13 protein-coding genes are annotated in these 13,800 nt (G+C 63.5%); 3 read left to right on the forward strand and 10 right to left on the reverse strand.

All coding sequences use genetic code 11. The features are described from left to right. Positions 1-116: 116 nt before the first annotated feature. The 5 genes from QZ634_RS08755 to pstB form a co-directional block, all read right to left on the reverse strand. Positions 117-464, reverse strand: a complete 348-nt coding sequence (locus tag QZ634_RS08755; protein WP_291987290.1) for a hypothetical protein — start codon at positions 462-464, stop codon at positions 117-119. 180 nt (positions 465-644) lie between these two features. Beyond that, on the reverse strand, positions 645-1,499 hold the full coding sequence (locus QZ634_RS08760) for a zinc ABC transporter substrate-binding protein (protein ID WP_291987292.1): 855 nt from the start codon (positions 1,497-1,499) through the stop codon (positions 645-647). A gap of 136 nt (positions 1,500-1,635) precedes the next feature. After that, positions 1,636-2,517, reverse strand: a complete 882-nt coding sequence (locus QZ634_RS08765; protein WP_291987294.1) for a metal ABC transporter permease — start codon at positions 2,515-2,517, stop codon at positions 1,636-1,638. After that, positions 2,514-3,293, reverse strand: a complete 780-nt coding sequence (locus QZ634_RS08770; RefSeq protein ID WP_291987296.1) for an ABC transporter ATP-binding protein — start codon at positions 3,291-3,293, stop codon at positions 2,514-2,516. Before QZ634_RS08770 ends, QZ634_RS08765 begins: the two co-directional genes overlap by 4 nt. 333 nt (positions 3,294-3,626) lie before the next feature. Then, positions 3,627-4,409 carry a phosphate ABC transporter ATP-binding protein PstB gene (gene pstB / locus QZ634_RS08775; RefSeq protein WP_291987298.1) on the reverse strand — a complete coding sequence of 261 codons (783 nt, stop codon included), beginning with the start codon at positions 4,407-4,409 and terminating at the stop codon, positions 3,627-3,629. A gap of 134 nt (positions 4,410-4,543) precedes the next feature. Here pstB and QZ634_RS08780 point away from each other — a divergent pair, with 134 nt between their 5' ends. Then, positions 4,544-5,497, forward strand: a complete 954-nt coding sequence (locus tag QZ634_RS08780; protein WP_291986185.1) for an IS1595 family transposase — start codon at positions 4,544-4,546, stop codon at positions 5,495-5,497. On the opposite strand, the gene pstA is transcribed toward QZ634_RS08780, so the two are convergent. From pstA to pstS, 3 genes are all read right to left on the reverse strand, one after another. Further along, on the reverse strand, positions 5,406-6,323 hold the full coding sequence (pstA, locus tag QZ634_RS08785; protein ID WP_291987300.1) for a phosphate ABC transporter permease PstA: 918 nt from the start codon (positions 6,321-6,323) through the stop codon (positions 5,406-5,408). The two genes, QZ634_RS08780 and pstA, sit on opposite strands and share 92 nt — an antisense overlap. An 18-nt stretch (positions 6,324-6,341) precedes the next feature. Then, complete coding sequence (gene pstC / locus QZ634_RS08790; RefSeq protein ID WP_291987302.1) at positions 6,342-7,319, reverse strand: phosphate ABC transporter permease subunit PstC; 978 nt, start codon at positions 7,317-7,319, stop codon at positions 6,342-6,344. A gap of 148 nt (positions 7,320-7,467) precedes the next feature. Beyond that, positions 7,468-8,499 (reverse strand): phosphate ABC transporter substrate-binding protein PstS, encoded by a 1,032-nt coding sequence (gene pstS, locus QZ634_RS08795; RefSeq protein ID WP_291987303.1) that lies wholly within the window; start codon positions 8,497-8,499, stop codon positions 7,468-7,470. 276 nt (positions 8,500-8,775) lie between these two features. Between pstS and QZ634_RS08800 the strand changes: the two genes are divergently transcribed. Beyond that, positions 8,776-9,369, forward strand: coding sequence for a GNAT family N-acetyltransferase (locus tag QZ634_RS08800; RefSeq protein WP_291987306.1), 594 nt, complete (start codon positions 8,776-8,778; stop codon positions 9,367-9,369). 242 nt (positions 9,370-9,611) lie between these two features. Next, on the forward strand, positions 9,612-11,252 hold the full coding sequence (locus QZ634_RS08805; RefSeq protein WP_291987308.1) for a methyl-accepting chemotaxis protein: 1,641 nt from the start codon (positions 9,612-9,614) through the stop codon (positions 11,250-11,252). Between the two features lie 59 nt (positions 11,253-11,311). On the opposite strand, the gene recG is transcribed toward QZ634_RS08805, so the two are convergent. Beyond that, a complete protein-coding gene (gene recG / locus QZ634_RS08810) occupies positions 11,312-13,384 on the reverse strand; it encodes an ATP-dependent DNA helicase RecG (protein ID WP_291987310.1) in 2,073 nt (690 codons plus the stop codon). After that, a complete protein-coding gene (locus QZ634_RS08815; protein WP_291987312.1) occupies positions 13,384-13,767 on the reverse strand; it encodes a RidA family protein in 384 nt (127 codons plus the stop codon). The genes recG and QZ634_RS08815 overlap by 1 nt, the downstream gene beginning before the upstream one ends. Between the last annotated feature and the right edge of the window lie 33 nt (positions 13,768-13,800).

Here is a 13,800-nt window from a genome sequence, read left to right on the forward strand (position 1 = left end):
AATGTTGAAGACCCTACAACCGCTTCTTTTTTCATTTTATTAACCCTGGAAAGAATACTTCAAAGGGGCGCGAGCAGCGCGCTCAGCCCGGTACGAGAAAGCAACGGCACCGCCGCCTACTTGACCTTGTAGAGCGCGGGCGCGGGCGCAATTACATTGCGTATCGCCACCTTGAGATCGATCAGATCGATATGGCCAAGCAGCAGCAGGCCGGCACGAACGAGTTGCCCCTTCTTGCTCGACACGCCGCGCCTTGCCAGACGCTTCTTGAGTTTGATCAGTTGCCGGTATTCGCTTTCCGGAATCCGCAGACTGCAGCGAAAGCTGCGCGCGGACTTGCGTACTTTCTTCGTCTTTCGTGGCGGGACGAGCGCCGGCGGCAGCGCGGCAAGTCTTCTGAGTTTGAGTTCGGTGGCCGCAGCGAGAATCGCTTCGGCGCTGGAAAGGCTGACTGCTGACGACATCGAAGTTCCCCCTGGCGAATTGCGGAACAGCCACCGGGAAGCGACGCAGCTCGATCAAGCTTGGCGCTGCGGCCGGTCGGCTGCGGCAGTTTGTAACGACGGGGAGAGGATGCCCTGCTTCTGTGACAGATTGATGACGGTGCGTCGTCGGCCGGCCGCAGGCGGCGGCTGCGACGGTGCTCAGTCGGCGAGCGCCGCGGCGAGCGTCTTCGCGTTCGTGCGCATCATGCCGAGATAGCTGTCTGCTGCCGTCCCCGGGGGGGACAGCGAATCGGAGTACAGGATGCCGCCGATACTGGCGCCCGATTCCGCGCTGATGCGTTCGAGCAAGCGCGGATCGCTGATGCTTTCGATGAACATTGCCGGGATCTTCTGCTGGCGAATCTGCCGGATGATCGCGCCAACGGCAGCGGCTGAGGGCTGCGCATCGGTGCTCACACCGACGGGTGCAATGAAGCGAATCCCATAGGCGCGAGCGAAGTAGGCAAAGGCATCGTGCGAGCTGACGACAACACGCCGGGCCACGGGAAGCCTGCCCAGGCGGGCGCGGATCTCGCTGTCGAGCAGGTCGATCTCCTCCCTCAAACGGGCAGCGTTGGCCTGATAGGCGGTCTTGTGCGCCGGGTCCACCTGCGCCAGCGCGACGGCGATGTTGTCGACGTAGTGGCGCGCCTGAGCCAGATCCTGCCAGGCGTGCGGGTCGACGCCGGCGCCGTGATCGTGTGCAGCACGCCTGCCGGCAATGGCCACTTCCTTGGCGAGGAGCGTGACACCCTTGCTGGCCACCACGATCGGCCCCTTGTAGCCGGACGACTGCATGAGGCGATCGATCCAGCCTTCGAAGCCGAGGCCATTGACCACCACCAGTCGCGCGCGCGCAAGCGTCTTCACGTCAGCCGGAGTCGGCTGGTACACGTGCGCGTCGGCGAGCGGCCCGACCAAAGTGTACACCTGCACATGCTCGCCGCCGACGCGCTGCACAAGATCGCCGAGAATGCTGAAACTGGCGACCACCGGCAAAGACTCGGCTGCCACGAGCCGGCCCGGCTGAGCACCCAGAAAAACTACCAGGACCGCCGTCACCAAAAAGGAAGATGCTGGCGAAGCGCTCAGCAGCGAGAGCCGAAGCGTGTTGAGGATCTTTTCTCTCATTGTCTTCCCGAAAGCTGGGTCAGCGTTCGAAGTGCCAGCCCGAGCGCCAGCAGCCGGCCAGTGGTCCGAGCGGAGCGACGAGCAGGGAAAGCAGGTAGAGACCCCCCAGCGTCAGCACGATCGCCGGGCCCGCCGGCAGATTCGCGTGATACGAAAGCAGCAGGCCGACAAAGGACCCGAGCAGCGCGACCGACACGGCGATGAGCAGCAGTGGTCCGACGTTGCACACCCACAAGCGCGCCGCAGCCGCCGGCAGGATCATGATCCCAACCGCCATCAAGGTTCCCAGAGCGTGAAAGCCGGCGACCAGATTGACCACCAGCAGGACCATGAAACCATAGTGTGCGAGGGGTCCGAGACGGCTGATGCGCGCCAGGAACGCCGGATCGCAGCCTTCGAGGACGAACAGGCGCAGACCGAGTGCGAGCACCAGCACGGACAGCGAGGCAAAGCCTGCGAGCAGGAGCAGCGCCGCGTCGTCGAGCGCCAGCACACTGCCGAAAAGGACGTGCAGCAGGTCGACGCTGCTGCCGCGCAGCGAGATGATCAAGACACCTGCGGAAAGCGAAATCAGGTAGAAGGTCGCCAGACTGGTGTCTTCCTTGATCACCGAGTTGCGCGCCACGCCACCGGAGAGCATGGCCACCGCCAGGCCGGCAAGCAGCCCGCCGATGGTCATCGCCGGCAGCGACAGCCCGGCGATCAGGTAGCCGATAGCGGCACCCGGCAGGATCGCGTGCGACATCGCATCGCCGGCCAGACTCATCCGCCGCAACATCAGGAAGACGCCGACCGGCGTCGCTCCGAGCGACAGCGCGAGACAACCGGCCAGCGCGCGGCGCATGAAAGCGAACTCGACAAACGGCGAGAGCAGCGGAATGCTGGCCAGGGTATCGCTCATTGCGCGTCTTCGTCGGCGTGACAGACCGGCGTGAGGGCATCGTCACCGCGCCCTTCGGCAAGTTTTCGGGCGCGCAGCAGATTGGCCTCGCTAAGCACCGTCAGGGTGTCCCCACGGGCGACGATCTCGCGCGCCAGCAACAAGGTTTCCGGGTACTCGCGGCGGACATGATCGAGGTCGTGCAGGACGGCGATCACCGTCCGCCCTTCGCCGTGCCAATGCCGCACCAGCGCTGCCAGGTCACGAACGCTGGCCGCGTCGATTGCGCCGTAGGGCTCGTCGAGGAGGACCAGCGGGGCGTCCTGAAGCAGCACTCGGGCAAAGTGCGCACGCTGCAACTGTCCGCCCGAGAGCGAGCCGATCGGACGGCTCTCCAGGCCGGTCAGGCCGACCAGGTCGATCGCCGCGGCTATGCGCCTGCGGCGGGCGCGGTCGACACCGCCAAAGGCGCCGATTTCACGCCACAGACCCATCGCCACGAAGTCGTGCACGACCATCGGAAAACTGCTGTCGAGCGTCGTCAACTGGGTCAGGTAAGCGATCTGCTGGCGCTGCACGCCATGCACTTCGACGCGGCCTTGCAGTGGTCGCAGTTCGCCGCTGATGCCTTTGAGCAGCGTCGATTTGCCGGCGCCATTGGGACCGACGATGGCCAGAAGGCTGCCGGCAGCAATTTCCCCGTGCAGGTGGTGAACCGCCGGATGCCGATTGTAGCCCAGCGTCAGATTGTCGAAACGCAGGATCGGCTGGCGGCTGGATGAGTTGTTTTTGGCCATCTCTGACGCGTCGTTCAGTGCAGCGCCCAGAACACCGTCATCCATAGCAACAGCAGTGCACCGGCTGCCCAGAGCAGACGCGCAAGAGCGCTGGCGCAGAGCACCGGGTTGGGGTTCTTGGCGCTTGCCGATGCGCGAGGGCTTGCAGGACGAGACATGTGCGATACGAGGCGAGGCTTCGGGGCGCAGGCTGTGACCTGCCGAGGAGGGCGAATCTTGCCTCGTCCGCCAAGCAAACGCAACCGCCTGGCGAAAAGTCAGGGACAGCTCGCCCGCCTCAACCCGCCACCGCTGCCCTGTGCACCGGGGAGAACAGCGCTACGGATTGCCGGCTCACCCAAAGCGGCCGGTGATGTAATCCTCGGTGTGCTTGACCTTTGGTTTCACGAACAGATCTTCCGTACGCCCGAACTCGACGAGCTCGCCGAGGTACATGAAGGCCGTGTAATCGGAGATGCGACCCGCCTGCTGCATGTTATGGGTGACCATGGCGATGGTGTAGTCGCTCTTGAGTTCGTTGATCAGTTCCTCGACCTTGGCCGTGGAAATCGGATCGAGAGCCGAGGTCGGTTCGTCGAGAAGGACGATCTGAGGCTTCACCGCCACCGCCCGTGCGATACACAGGCGCTGTTGCTGGCCGCCGGAGAGCGACAAGCCGCTCTGTTGCAACTTGTCCTTGACTTCGTCCCACAGGGCGGCCTTGTTGAGCGCCCACTCTACGCGCTCATCGAGTTCACTCTTGCTGAAGCGCTCGTAGAGGCGAACACCGAAGGCGACGTTCTCGTAGATGGTCATCGGAAACGGGGTCGGCTTCTGGAAGACCATGCCGATCTTCGCCCGAACGAGGTTCACGTCCTGCGCCCGGTCGAGCAGGTTCCTGCCGTTGAAGACGATTTTCCCTTCCGCCCGCTGACCTGGGTAGAGGTCGTACATGCGATTGAAGGTGCGCAGGAGCGTCGACTTTCCGCAACCCGAGGGACCGATGAACGCCGTCACCCGGTTGCGGGCGACATCGAGAGTGACCGCATTCAAACCCTTGAAGTCGCCGTAATAGAAATCCAGTCCGCGCACCTGCAGGGTGGCTTGTTCGCTGATTTGAACCATGTGTTGTGACATTCGAGGCTCCGCAGTTCAAGTCTTGTGACGAAAAAGGATCCTGATTAGCAATGAACCTCAGCCGTACGTGTTCCCAGAGCCCAGAGGTGGCATATACTGTACGCACGTACAGTTACCGCCCCGAGGAGCTCACCATGCCGATGAATCGAATTCAGTTCCAGCCAGGCTTGTCGATGCCTGAATTTTTTGGACGATATGGGTCCGAGCCCCAGTGCGAAGCGGCGCTTGAGTCTGCTCGCTGGCCCGAGGGCTTCCGCTGCCCTTGCTGTGGTACGTCGGCGTATTGCGGTCTTCGCGGTGCGAACCGCAAGATGTTCCAGTGCAAGGCCTGCCGCCATCAAACCTCGCTGATTGCTGGCACGATCTTTCAGGGCACCAAGCTTGGGCTGACGGTCTGGTTCCTTGCCATCTACCTGATCAGTCAGGCCAAGACCGGGTTGTCGGCACTCGCGCTTAAACGCCAGCTGGGGGTGAGTTATCGAACGGCGTGGCTCATTGACCACAAGCTGATGCACGCCATGGCCGCGCGCGAAGAACGCTACGTTCTCGAAGGTCAGGTCCAGGTCGATGATGCCTACCTCGGCGGCGAGCGTAGCGGCGGCAAGGCCGGTCGCGGCTCCGAGAACAAGGTTCCGTTCGTGGCCGCCGTCTCGCTCAGCGATGAGGGCCATCCCTTGCGCGTTAAGCTCTCGCCGGTGCCCGGTTTCACCCTCAAGGCGATTGCGGCGTGGGCCAGAACGAACCTGGCCGTGGGCAGCACCGTCTGTTCCGACGGGCTGTCCTGTTTCAGCGCGGTCACCGAGGCCGGCTGTGTGCATCAGCGCACCGTCGTCGCGGGGCGAAAGCCGAAAGACTTGCCCGAGTTCCAGTGGGTCAACACCGTCCTCGGTAACCTCAAGACCAGTTTGAGTGGCAGCTACCATGCATTCGACTTCCGAAAGTATGCCGCTCGGTACTTGGCCGCATTCACCTACCGCTTCAACCGCCGATTCGATCTCAGAACGCTGCATCAGCGCTTGCTTGTCGCCGCAGCTCGCTGTGGTCCGCAACCGGAGGGCACGATTCGGATGGCTGAGGTTCATTGCTAATCAGGAAAAGGATTCGCGCACCAATGTTGATCGCCAGCACCAGCAAGGCGATCAGCAAGGCCCCGCCCCAGGCCAGATCAATCCAGTTAGCGTAGGGACTCATGGCGAACTGGAAGATGACCACGGGCAGATTGCCCATCGGCTCGGACATGTCGGTGCTGAAGAACTGGTTGTTGAGCGCGGTGAACAGCAGTGGCGCTGTCTCACCGGTGACCCGTGCGATGGCCAGCAGGACGCCGGTCACCACCCCTGCCTTGACCGAACGCAGGGTCACTTTCAGTGACACCTGCCAGCGCGGCGCGCCGATCGCGAAAGCGGCTTCGCGCAAACTGGACGGTACCAGTCTGAGCATGTTCTCGGTGGTGCGTACGACGACGGGAATGGCGATCAGGGACAGCGCCGCCGAACCGGCCCAGCCGGAAAAGCCACCCAGTGTGACCACCATCAGCGCGTAAACGAACAGACCAACGACGATCGACGGCGCCGACAGCATGATGTCGGTGACGAAGCGGGTCGTCGCCGCGAACTTCGAGGTGTCGCCGTACTCGGCCAGATAGATGCCGGCAAGGATACCGATTGGTGTGGATACCAGCGTCGTGAAGCCGACAATCATGGCGCTGCCGACGATCGCATTGCGCAGCCCGCCGCCTTCGCTACCCGGGGCCGGCGTGTCCTGGCTAAAGAAATCCCAGCTCAGGGCGGCGAAGCCTTTCGAAAACAGGGTCCACAGTATCCACATCAAGGCCACCAGACCAAAGGCCATGGCCAGCATTGACAGACCGATACCGAGACGGTTGATCAGAATCCGACGACTATAGAGTTCCATTGCAGCTCCTGTGGCGCCTCAAACGCCCTGCTTGGCGTTGGCGCGATGGATTAACCAGCGCGACAGTCCGAGGACGACGCAGGTGATGAGGAACAGCACCAGGCCGAGCGCAAACAGCGATGAGGTATGCAGCCCCGGATCCGCCTCGCCGAACTCGTTGGCCAGCACCGAAGCAATCGAATTGCCGGGCGCAAAGAAGCTGCCGGCGATGCGATTGGCGTTGCCAATGACGAAGGTGACGGCCATCGTCTCGCCCAGGGCGCGCCCCAGGCCGAGCATGATGCCGCCGATGACGCCGACCCGTGTATAGGGCAGGACGATGTTCCAGACCACCTCCCAGGTCGTGCAACCGAGGCCGTAGGCGGATTCCTTGAGCACCGCCGGCACGGTGTCGAAGACGTCGCGCATCACCGAGGCAATGAAGGGAATCACCATCAGCGCCAGCACGATGCCTGCCGACAGTATGCCGATCCCGAGCGGCGGGCCGGCGAACCAGCCACCGATCACCGGCAGATCGCCGAAGACTGCCTGCACCCAGGGCTGGACGTACTTGGCGAACAGCGGTGCGAAAACGAACAGGCCCCAGATGCCGTAAATGATCGAAGGAACCCCGGCGAGCAATTCGATGGCTGTCCCCAGCGGCCGACGCAGCCAGGCCGGACAGCTCTCGGTCAGAAACAGGGCGATACCAAAGCTCACCGGCACCCCGATCAGCAGCGCGATAAGCGATGTGCTTAGCGTGCCGTAGATCGAGATCAAGGCACCGAACTCGTCGTCCGGTACGCTCCACACGTCGCTCCAGAGAAAAGCCGGCCCGAAGGCGCGGAACGCCGGCGCCGCCTCGATGGCCAGTGAAATCAGGATCCCGGCGAGAGCCGCCAACACCAGGAAGGCGAACAAGAAGGTGAGCTTGTGGAAGATCGAATCCTGGCGTTTGAAGATGCTGACCTGGGCAGCGTGCGCATCCAACTGTGCGTGAGCCGCGGAATCTTTCATTCTCAATGTCTTCCACGCGATGCTTTCTTCCATACCTGTCCTTCCACTCTTCGACTTTCGTCACGATCGCACGGCTTGCGCGGGCACCCCGACGCCGGCCAGGCGACGTTCGGGGAGCCCGCTTCAGTCCTTTTGAAGACCTGAAAAACTACTTGATGCGCTTCATCTCGGCTTCGACGCTGGTCACCACACTGGCTGGCAGGGCAACGAAATCCAGCTCGTCGGCCATCTTCCCGCCCTTGTTGAGCGCCCAGGTGAAGAAGTCGACGACACCCTGCTGCTTGGCGGCGTCGTCACCCTTCTCGTAGGCCAGGATGTAGGTCGCGCTGACAATCGGCCAGGCGCCCTGGTCCGTCCCGTCGAGCATGTCCGGCGCCATTCCCTTGACCTTGAAATCGGCGCCGGCGGCGGCGGCCTCGAAGGCATCACCGCTGGGCAACACGAACTTGCCTGCCTTGTTCTTCAGCTTGGCGAAGGCCAGGCCATTCTTTTTAGCGTCGGCGTAATCGACGTAGCCGATGGTGCCGACGATCTTCTGGACGTTGGCGGCGATGCCCGGGTTGCCCTTGCCACCGATCCCGTTGGCGGGCCAGTTGACGGTCTTGCCAACACCGACGTCACGCACGAAGTCGGCCGACTGCTTGGCCAGGTACCTGCTCATCACATCCGTGGTCCCCGATCCGTCCGAGCGGTGGACGATGGTGATCGCCGTCGCCGGCAGTTTCAGGTCGGGGTTCAGGCTGGCGATGGCCGGATCGTTCCACTTCGTGATGGCACCGCGAAAAATGTTGGCAGCAGTCGGCCCGTCCAGCTTGAGTTGACCGGATTTGACGCCGGGCAGATTAACCACGATGGTCACCGCACCGATCACGGAAGGAAACTGCACCAGGCCGTCAGCGGCCAGCTCGGACGCACTAAGGGGTGCATCGGTACCCCCGAAATCAACGGTCTTGGCCTTGATCTGCTTGATGCCACCGGAAGAACCGATGCCCTGATAGTTGACCGACTTGCCGGTGGTGGCCTGGTAAGCTTCGGCCCACTTGGTGTACACGGCGTAAGGGAAGGTGGCGCCAGCACCGGTGACATCGGCAGCTTGCGCGGCAATCGGCGCGAGGCCCATGCTTATTGCCACAGCGATGCCGGAAATTTTCAGGAAAACGCGTTTTGAGCTAATCATCATTTATTCATCCGGAAAGGAAACGGGCGTGACCAACAACACGCTCGATCCTAGGGGCGAAATGTTTCAGCGCCATGACTCGTCCACCGCACCGGTACATCGACCGGCACCCGCAACCGGTACCAAGTGGCTGCCGGCGCCACCGCCGCGCGGCCCGTGCGCTGTTCTTTCTTTACTGCCAATGGTCGGCAGCTGGTCGGCGGCTCGACACCGCCCGAAAACTGCATGCATACTGCGAACCATGCTCATAGATCTCCTCGGCCCGCAAGCGGTGCCACCGTGAACGACATCGCCGAAACCTGGCACGCACTCGATGGAACGTTGCTTGAAATGCGTCCGATGCGGCCAAGCGATGGGCCTCAGGTCAAGGTGTCGCTCAACAAGCTGTCGGCCGATGCCAGGCGCAGCCGCTTCTTCGCCTCGATCGCCGAGTTCTCCGACGACGCGGTGCACCGACTGATCGATATCGATCCCGCCAGGGAGTACCTGCTGGTCGTCTTGCGCCGCGACGACAACGGCGAAGTCCCGATTGCTGGCGGCCGCTTCGTTCTCGAGGATCAGCGCCCGGAATGCTCTTTTTCCCTGCTCATCGGCGATCCCTGGCAAGGGCAGGGAATCGGGCGCCGGATCATCAAGGCGCTGATTCGCGAAGCGTCACGGCGCGGCATGCGACGCATGCGCGGAGACGTTCTGGCCGATAACCGGCCAATGCTCGCGCTGGCACGTGCGCAACACTTCGCCGTTCGGGAAAGCGAACAGGGCGATGACGTTCTGGAGGTCGTTCGCGAGCTTCCCGTCGACAAGTCGCCGCGCTGGACGGCGTTCTGCCGGAAATTCTGGCGGCGCCGCGGCAAACACCGATCGGAAGGCTGACGCTTGCTGCGCTAAAGTTTCCTGGCTGCTGGCCGTTACCGTATCGTAGTCTCGCGATCCCATCGACCGCTGATGGCCGCGGTGACTACTTCAGCACATGCCCACCGCCTGCGTTTTTGCGCAGCGAGTGACCTCTAAGAACGGGACGCAGGCCTGGAAGAGGCTGAAACAGCCGACCGGCTGCTGGCAGGCGTCCACTACATACAAGCCGCATTGACGGAAAATTCCCCGGGAGAACGCAAATGGAAGTGGGCGGATGGAGCATCAGGACGCGCTTTGTCGTCGTATTGGTCGCGGCCGTGCTCGGCCTTGCCGCGCTCGGCCTGTACTCACTCAATGAGCTGCGCCGGAGCATGCTCGACGATCGCAAGGACAAGATCCACGCCCTCGTCGAGGTGGCCACCGGGGTCGTCAGCCGCTTTCACGATCTGGCCAAGAGCGGCGCGCTGAGCGAGGACGTGGCGAAAAAGCAGGCGCTCGAAACGGTGCGCCAGATGCGCTACGAGAATGGCGAGTATTTCTTCGTCCTGGACAGCCAGCACCACTTTGTGATGCACGCGGCGAAGGCAGCGCTGGAAGGCAAGAGTGCCGCCGACTTGCGCGACCCGAGCGGCAAGCTGTTCATCCAGGAGCTGGTGAGCATCGCACTGGGCAAGGAGCAAGGCGGCATCGTCGCCTATTCGTTCGCCAAACCGGGCAGCGACAAAGCGGTCCCCAAACTGAGCTATTCCGCCCAGTTCAAGCCGTGGGGCTGGGTAATCGGCACGGGTATCTATCTCGAGGACGTTGACCAGACGTTCCAGCGCGAAGCGATCAACGCCCTGATTATCATCGCGCTGGTCATTACCGTTCTCGCCGGCGTATCGATCTGGATCGGGCGCGGCGTGCTGCGCCAATTGGGCGGCGAACCTGCCGACGCGTCGGCGATCGCGCTGCGCATCGCCGGCGGCGACCTCGGCCAGGAAATAAATGCCGAGAGACTGGTCGACGGCAGCCTGATGCATTCGATCGCGCAGATGCAGAACCGCCTGCGTGGCATCATCGCCGAGATCGGCCAGTTGTCCAGTTCTCTGGCCAGTAGCGCCAGCGAAATTTCGGTAGCGACCGACGAAACGCGCCACGCGGCCGAGGCGCAGGCCAACTCGACGTCGGCAACGGCTGCTTCGATCGAGGAACTGACGGTGAGCATCAACGAGGTGGCCCAGAACGCTCAGCTGACCGGAGAGAACTCTCAAGCCGCTGCGAGCTGCGCTGAACAGGGGCGTGCACTGGTCAGCAGCTCGGCCGCCGAAATCGAGAAAGTCGCCGAAATCGTCGCCCGCTCGTCCGAGCAGATCCGCCTGCTGGCGACGCGTTCACGGGATATTGGCGGTATTGCCGAGGTGATCAGGGAGATCGCCGAGCAGACCAACCTGCTGGCACTGAATGCGGCCATCGAAGCCGCCCGCGCCGGCGAGCAGGGGCGCGGCTTCGCCGTCGTCGCCGACGAGGTGCGCAAGCTCGCCGAACGAACCAGCAAGGCAACCAATCAGATCAGCACCATGGTGGTCAGCGTGCAGGCCGACACCGACCTGGCAGTCGGCGCCATGGGTGAAGCCGCTCCGCAGGTCAAGCGAAGCCTCGACAAGGCACGCGAAGCCAGCGATATGCTCGAATCGATCCACAGCCAGGCCCACGAGTCGAGCGAACGAGTACAGCAGGTGGCGGCCGCGACCCGTGAACAGGCGACGGTGGCCAACGACATCGCCGGGCACGTGCAGAACATCGCTTCGATGACCGAGGAGACCAACGCCACGATGCTCAGCAATGCCGAAGCGGCCAACGCACTCAACGGCCTGGCCAACCAATTGCGCGAGACAGTGGCCTATTTTCGTGTCGCCTGACGATATGAGGACAGCCGGCGCCAGGGAGACAGGCAGGCCGCGGACGCCCGCTGTCAGCGTCAGGCTTTCAGCAATTCCTCGCGATTTCCCAGCCAGCGCCGGAGGTGGCGCGCGGCGCGCTCGGGATCGTCGCGCAGCAGTTGCGCCGCCATCTCCTGCGCCAGTTCGACGAGGTCGGCGTCGACTTCGAGGTCGGCATAACGGAGCAGTGGCACACCCGACTGGCGGCTGCCGACGAACTCCCCGGGGCCGCGCAAACGAAGGTCCTGACGGGCAATCTCGAAACCGTCGCTGTGCTCGAAGATGATCTTCAGGCGTGCGCGCGCGGCTGCCGACAATGGCTGCTGATAGAGCAGCACGCAAACCGACGCATGCGCGCCGCGCCCGACACGTCCGCGCAACTGATGCAGCTGCGCAAGCCCGAAGCGCTCGGCGTGCTCGATGACCATCAAACTGGCGTTGGCAACGTCGACGCCAACTTCGATGACCGTCGTCGCCACCAGCACGTCGATCTCGCCGGCGACGAATGCCGCCATCACGGCCGCTTTCTCGGCGCCGCCAAGGCGACCGTGCACCAGACCGATGCGCAGACCGGCCAGCTCGCCGACCAAAGCCGTATACGTGTCGAGTGCCGCCTGCAGTTGCAGCTTCGCCGACTCCTCGATCAGGGGGCAGACCCAGTAAGCCTGGCGCCCGTCGGCGACGACTGCCCGCACAGCGGCAGTGACTTCCGCGCGGCGCGCGTCCGAGAACAGCCGCGTACGCACCGGTGAGCGGCCAGCCGGTGTTTCGTCGATCAGCGACACATCGAGATCGGCGTAATAGCTCATCGCCAGCGTGCGCGGAATCGGCGTCGCCGACATCATCAGCTGGTGCGGATTGCCCCCTTTGCGCCGCAGGTCGAGTCGCTGCACGACGCCGAAACGGTGTTGTTCATCGATGATCGCCAGGCCGAGACGGGCAAAATCCAGGCCTTCCTGAATCAGCGCGTGCGTCCCGATGACCAGTTGCGCGCTCGTCGCCGCCTGCTGCCGCAGCGCTCGCCTGGTCTTCGCCCCGAGACGACCCGACAGGCACACGACCTCGACGCCAAGTGGTTCGAGCCAGGCGCGCAGTTTGAGGCTGTGCTGTTCGGCAAGAATTTCGGTCGGGGCCATGAAGGCAACCTGATAACCGGCCTCGATGGTCTGGCAAATCGCCAGCGCGGCGACAATCGTCTTGCCGCAGCCAACGTCGCCCTGCAGCAGGCGCTGCATCGGAAACGGCTGTTCGAGGTCGGCGCAGATCTCGGCGGCAACGCGTCGTTGCGCACTGGTCAGCGCAAAGGGCAGTGCCGAAACGAGGGCCTTGGCCAGCCGGCCGGCAGCGAGCAGCAGCGGCGCCCCCTTGCGCCGGCGGGCCAGGTAGGCGCGGCGCAGCGACAGCTGCTGGGCGAGCAGCTCGTCGAATTTGATCCGTCGCCAGGCCGGATGGCTACGGCCCTGCAGCACGGCAGCGGCGAGCTCGGACGGCGGCGAATGCAGCAAGTGCACCGCCGCCGACAGGGCAGGCAGGCGGTGCGCCGCGCACCAGCCGGCGTCAAGCAACTCGCCAAGGTCGACGTCGCGCAAGGCGCGCGCGACAAGCTGGCGCAGCGTCCCTTGCCCCAGGCCGGCTGTGGTCGGATAAACCGGGGTCAGTGACTGCGGCAGCGCTTCGTCGGTGCTCGCTGTGCTGAGGATGCGATAGCGTGGATGGACCATTTCGAGACCGAGAAAACCGTCGCGAATCTCGCCGAAGGCGCGCAGCGGCAGCCGCTTCTGGCGCGCGTTCTCGAACGCTCTTTGCTGGCTGCCGTAGAAGCTCAGAAAGCGCAGGCGAAGAAGGCTTCTTTCGTCACCGTGCTCATCGCTGACGTCACTGACTGTGACCAGCAGTTGGCGACGCGACGCGACGCTGACCACCACGTCGACAATCAGCACCTCGACCTGCAACGGAACACCCAGCGGCGCCTCGGCAACAGCGACGACGGATGTCTCGTCCTCGTAGCGCAAAGGCAGGTGCAGAACGAGGTCTTCGCGCCGCTCGAGGCCCAGCTTGTGCAGGCGGCTCCTGATCGCGGGCGGCGCGTCGATCTCGTCCGCCGCCGGCATCAGCCGCCGAGGACCAGCACCGCGTCGGCCTCGACCAGACCGTTGCGTGGCAAGGCCGCGACGCCGACCGCAGCGCGTGCCGGAAACGGCTCCGAGAAGAAGCCTTTCATCACCTCATTGACTTTCGCGAAGTGGGCAAGATCGGTGAGATAGACGTTCAGCTTGACGACGTCGGCCAGTGAACCGCCCGACGCCTCGGCAACCGCCTTGAGGTTGTCGAAAACGCGCACGATCTGCGCGTCAATCCCGTCGACGACGTCCATGCTTACCGGGTCGAGTCCGATCTGACCGGAGAGGTAGACCGTATCGCCCACTCTTACCGCTTGCGAGTAGGTGCCAATCGCCGCTGGCGCGGCGCTGGTCGAGATGATCGTTCTTGCCATGGTGGTGTCCTCTACAATGGATCCGGTTGAAAC

It is taken from the genome of Candidatus Accumulibacter sp. ACC007, assembly GCF_907163205.1.
In the GTDB taxonomy this organism is placed as follows: Bacteria; Pseudomonadota; Gammaproteobacteria; order Burkholderiales; family Rhodocyclaceae; genus Accumulibacter; species Accumulibacter regalis.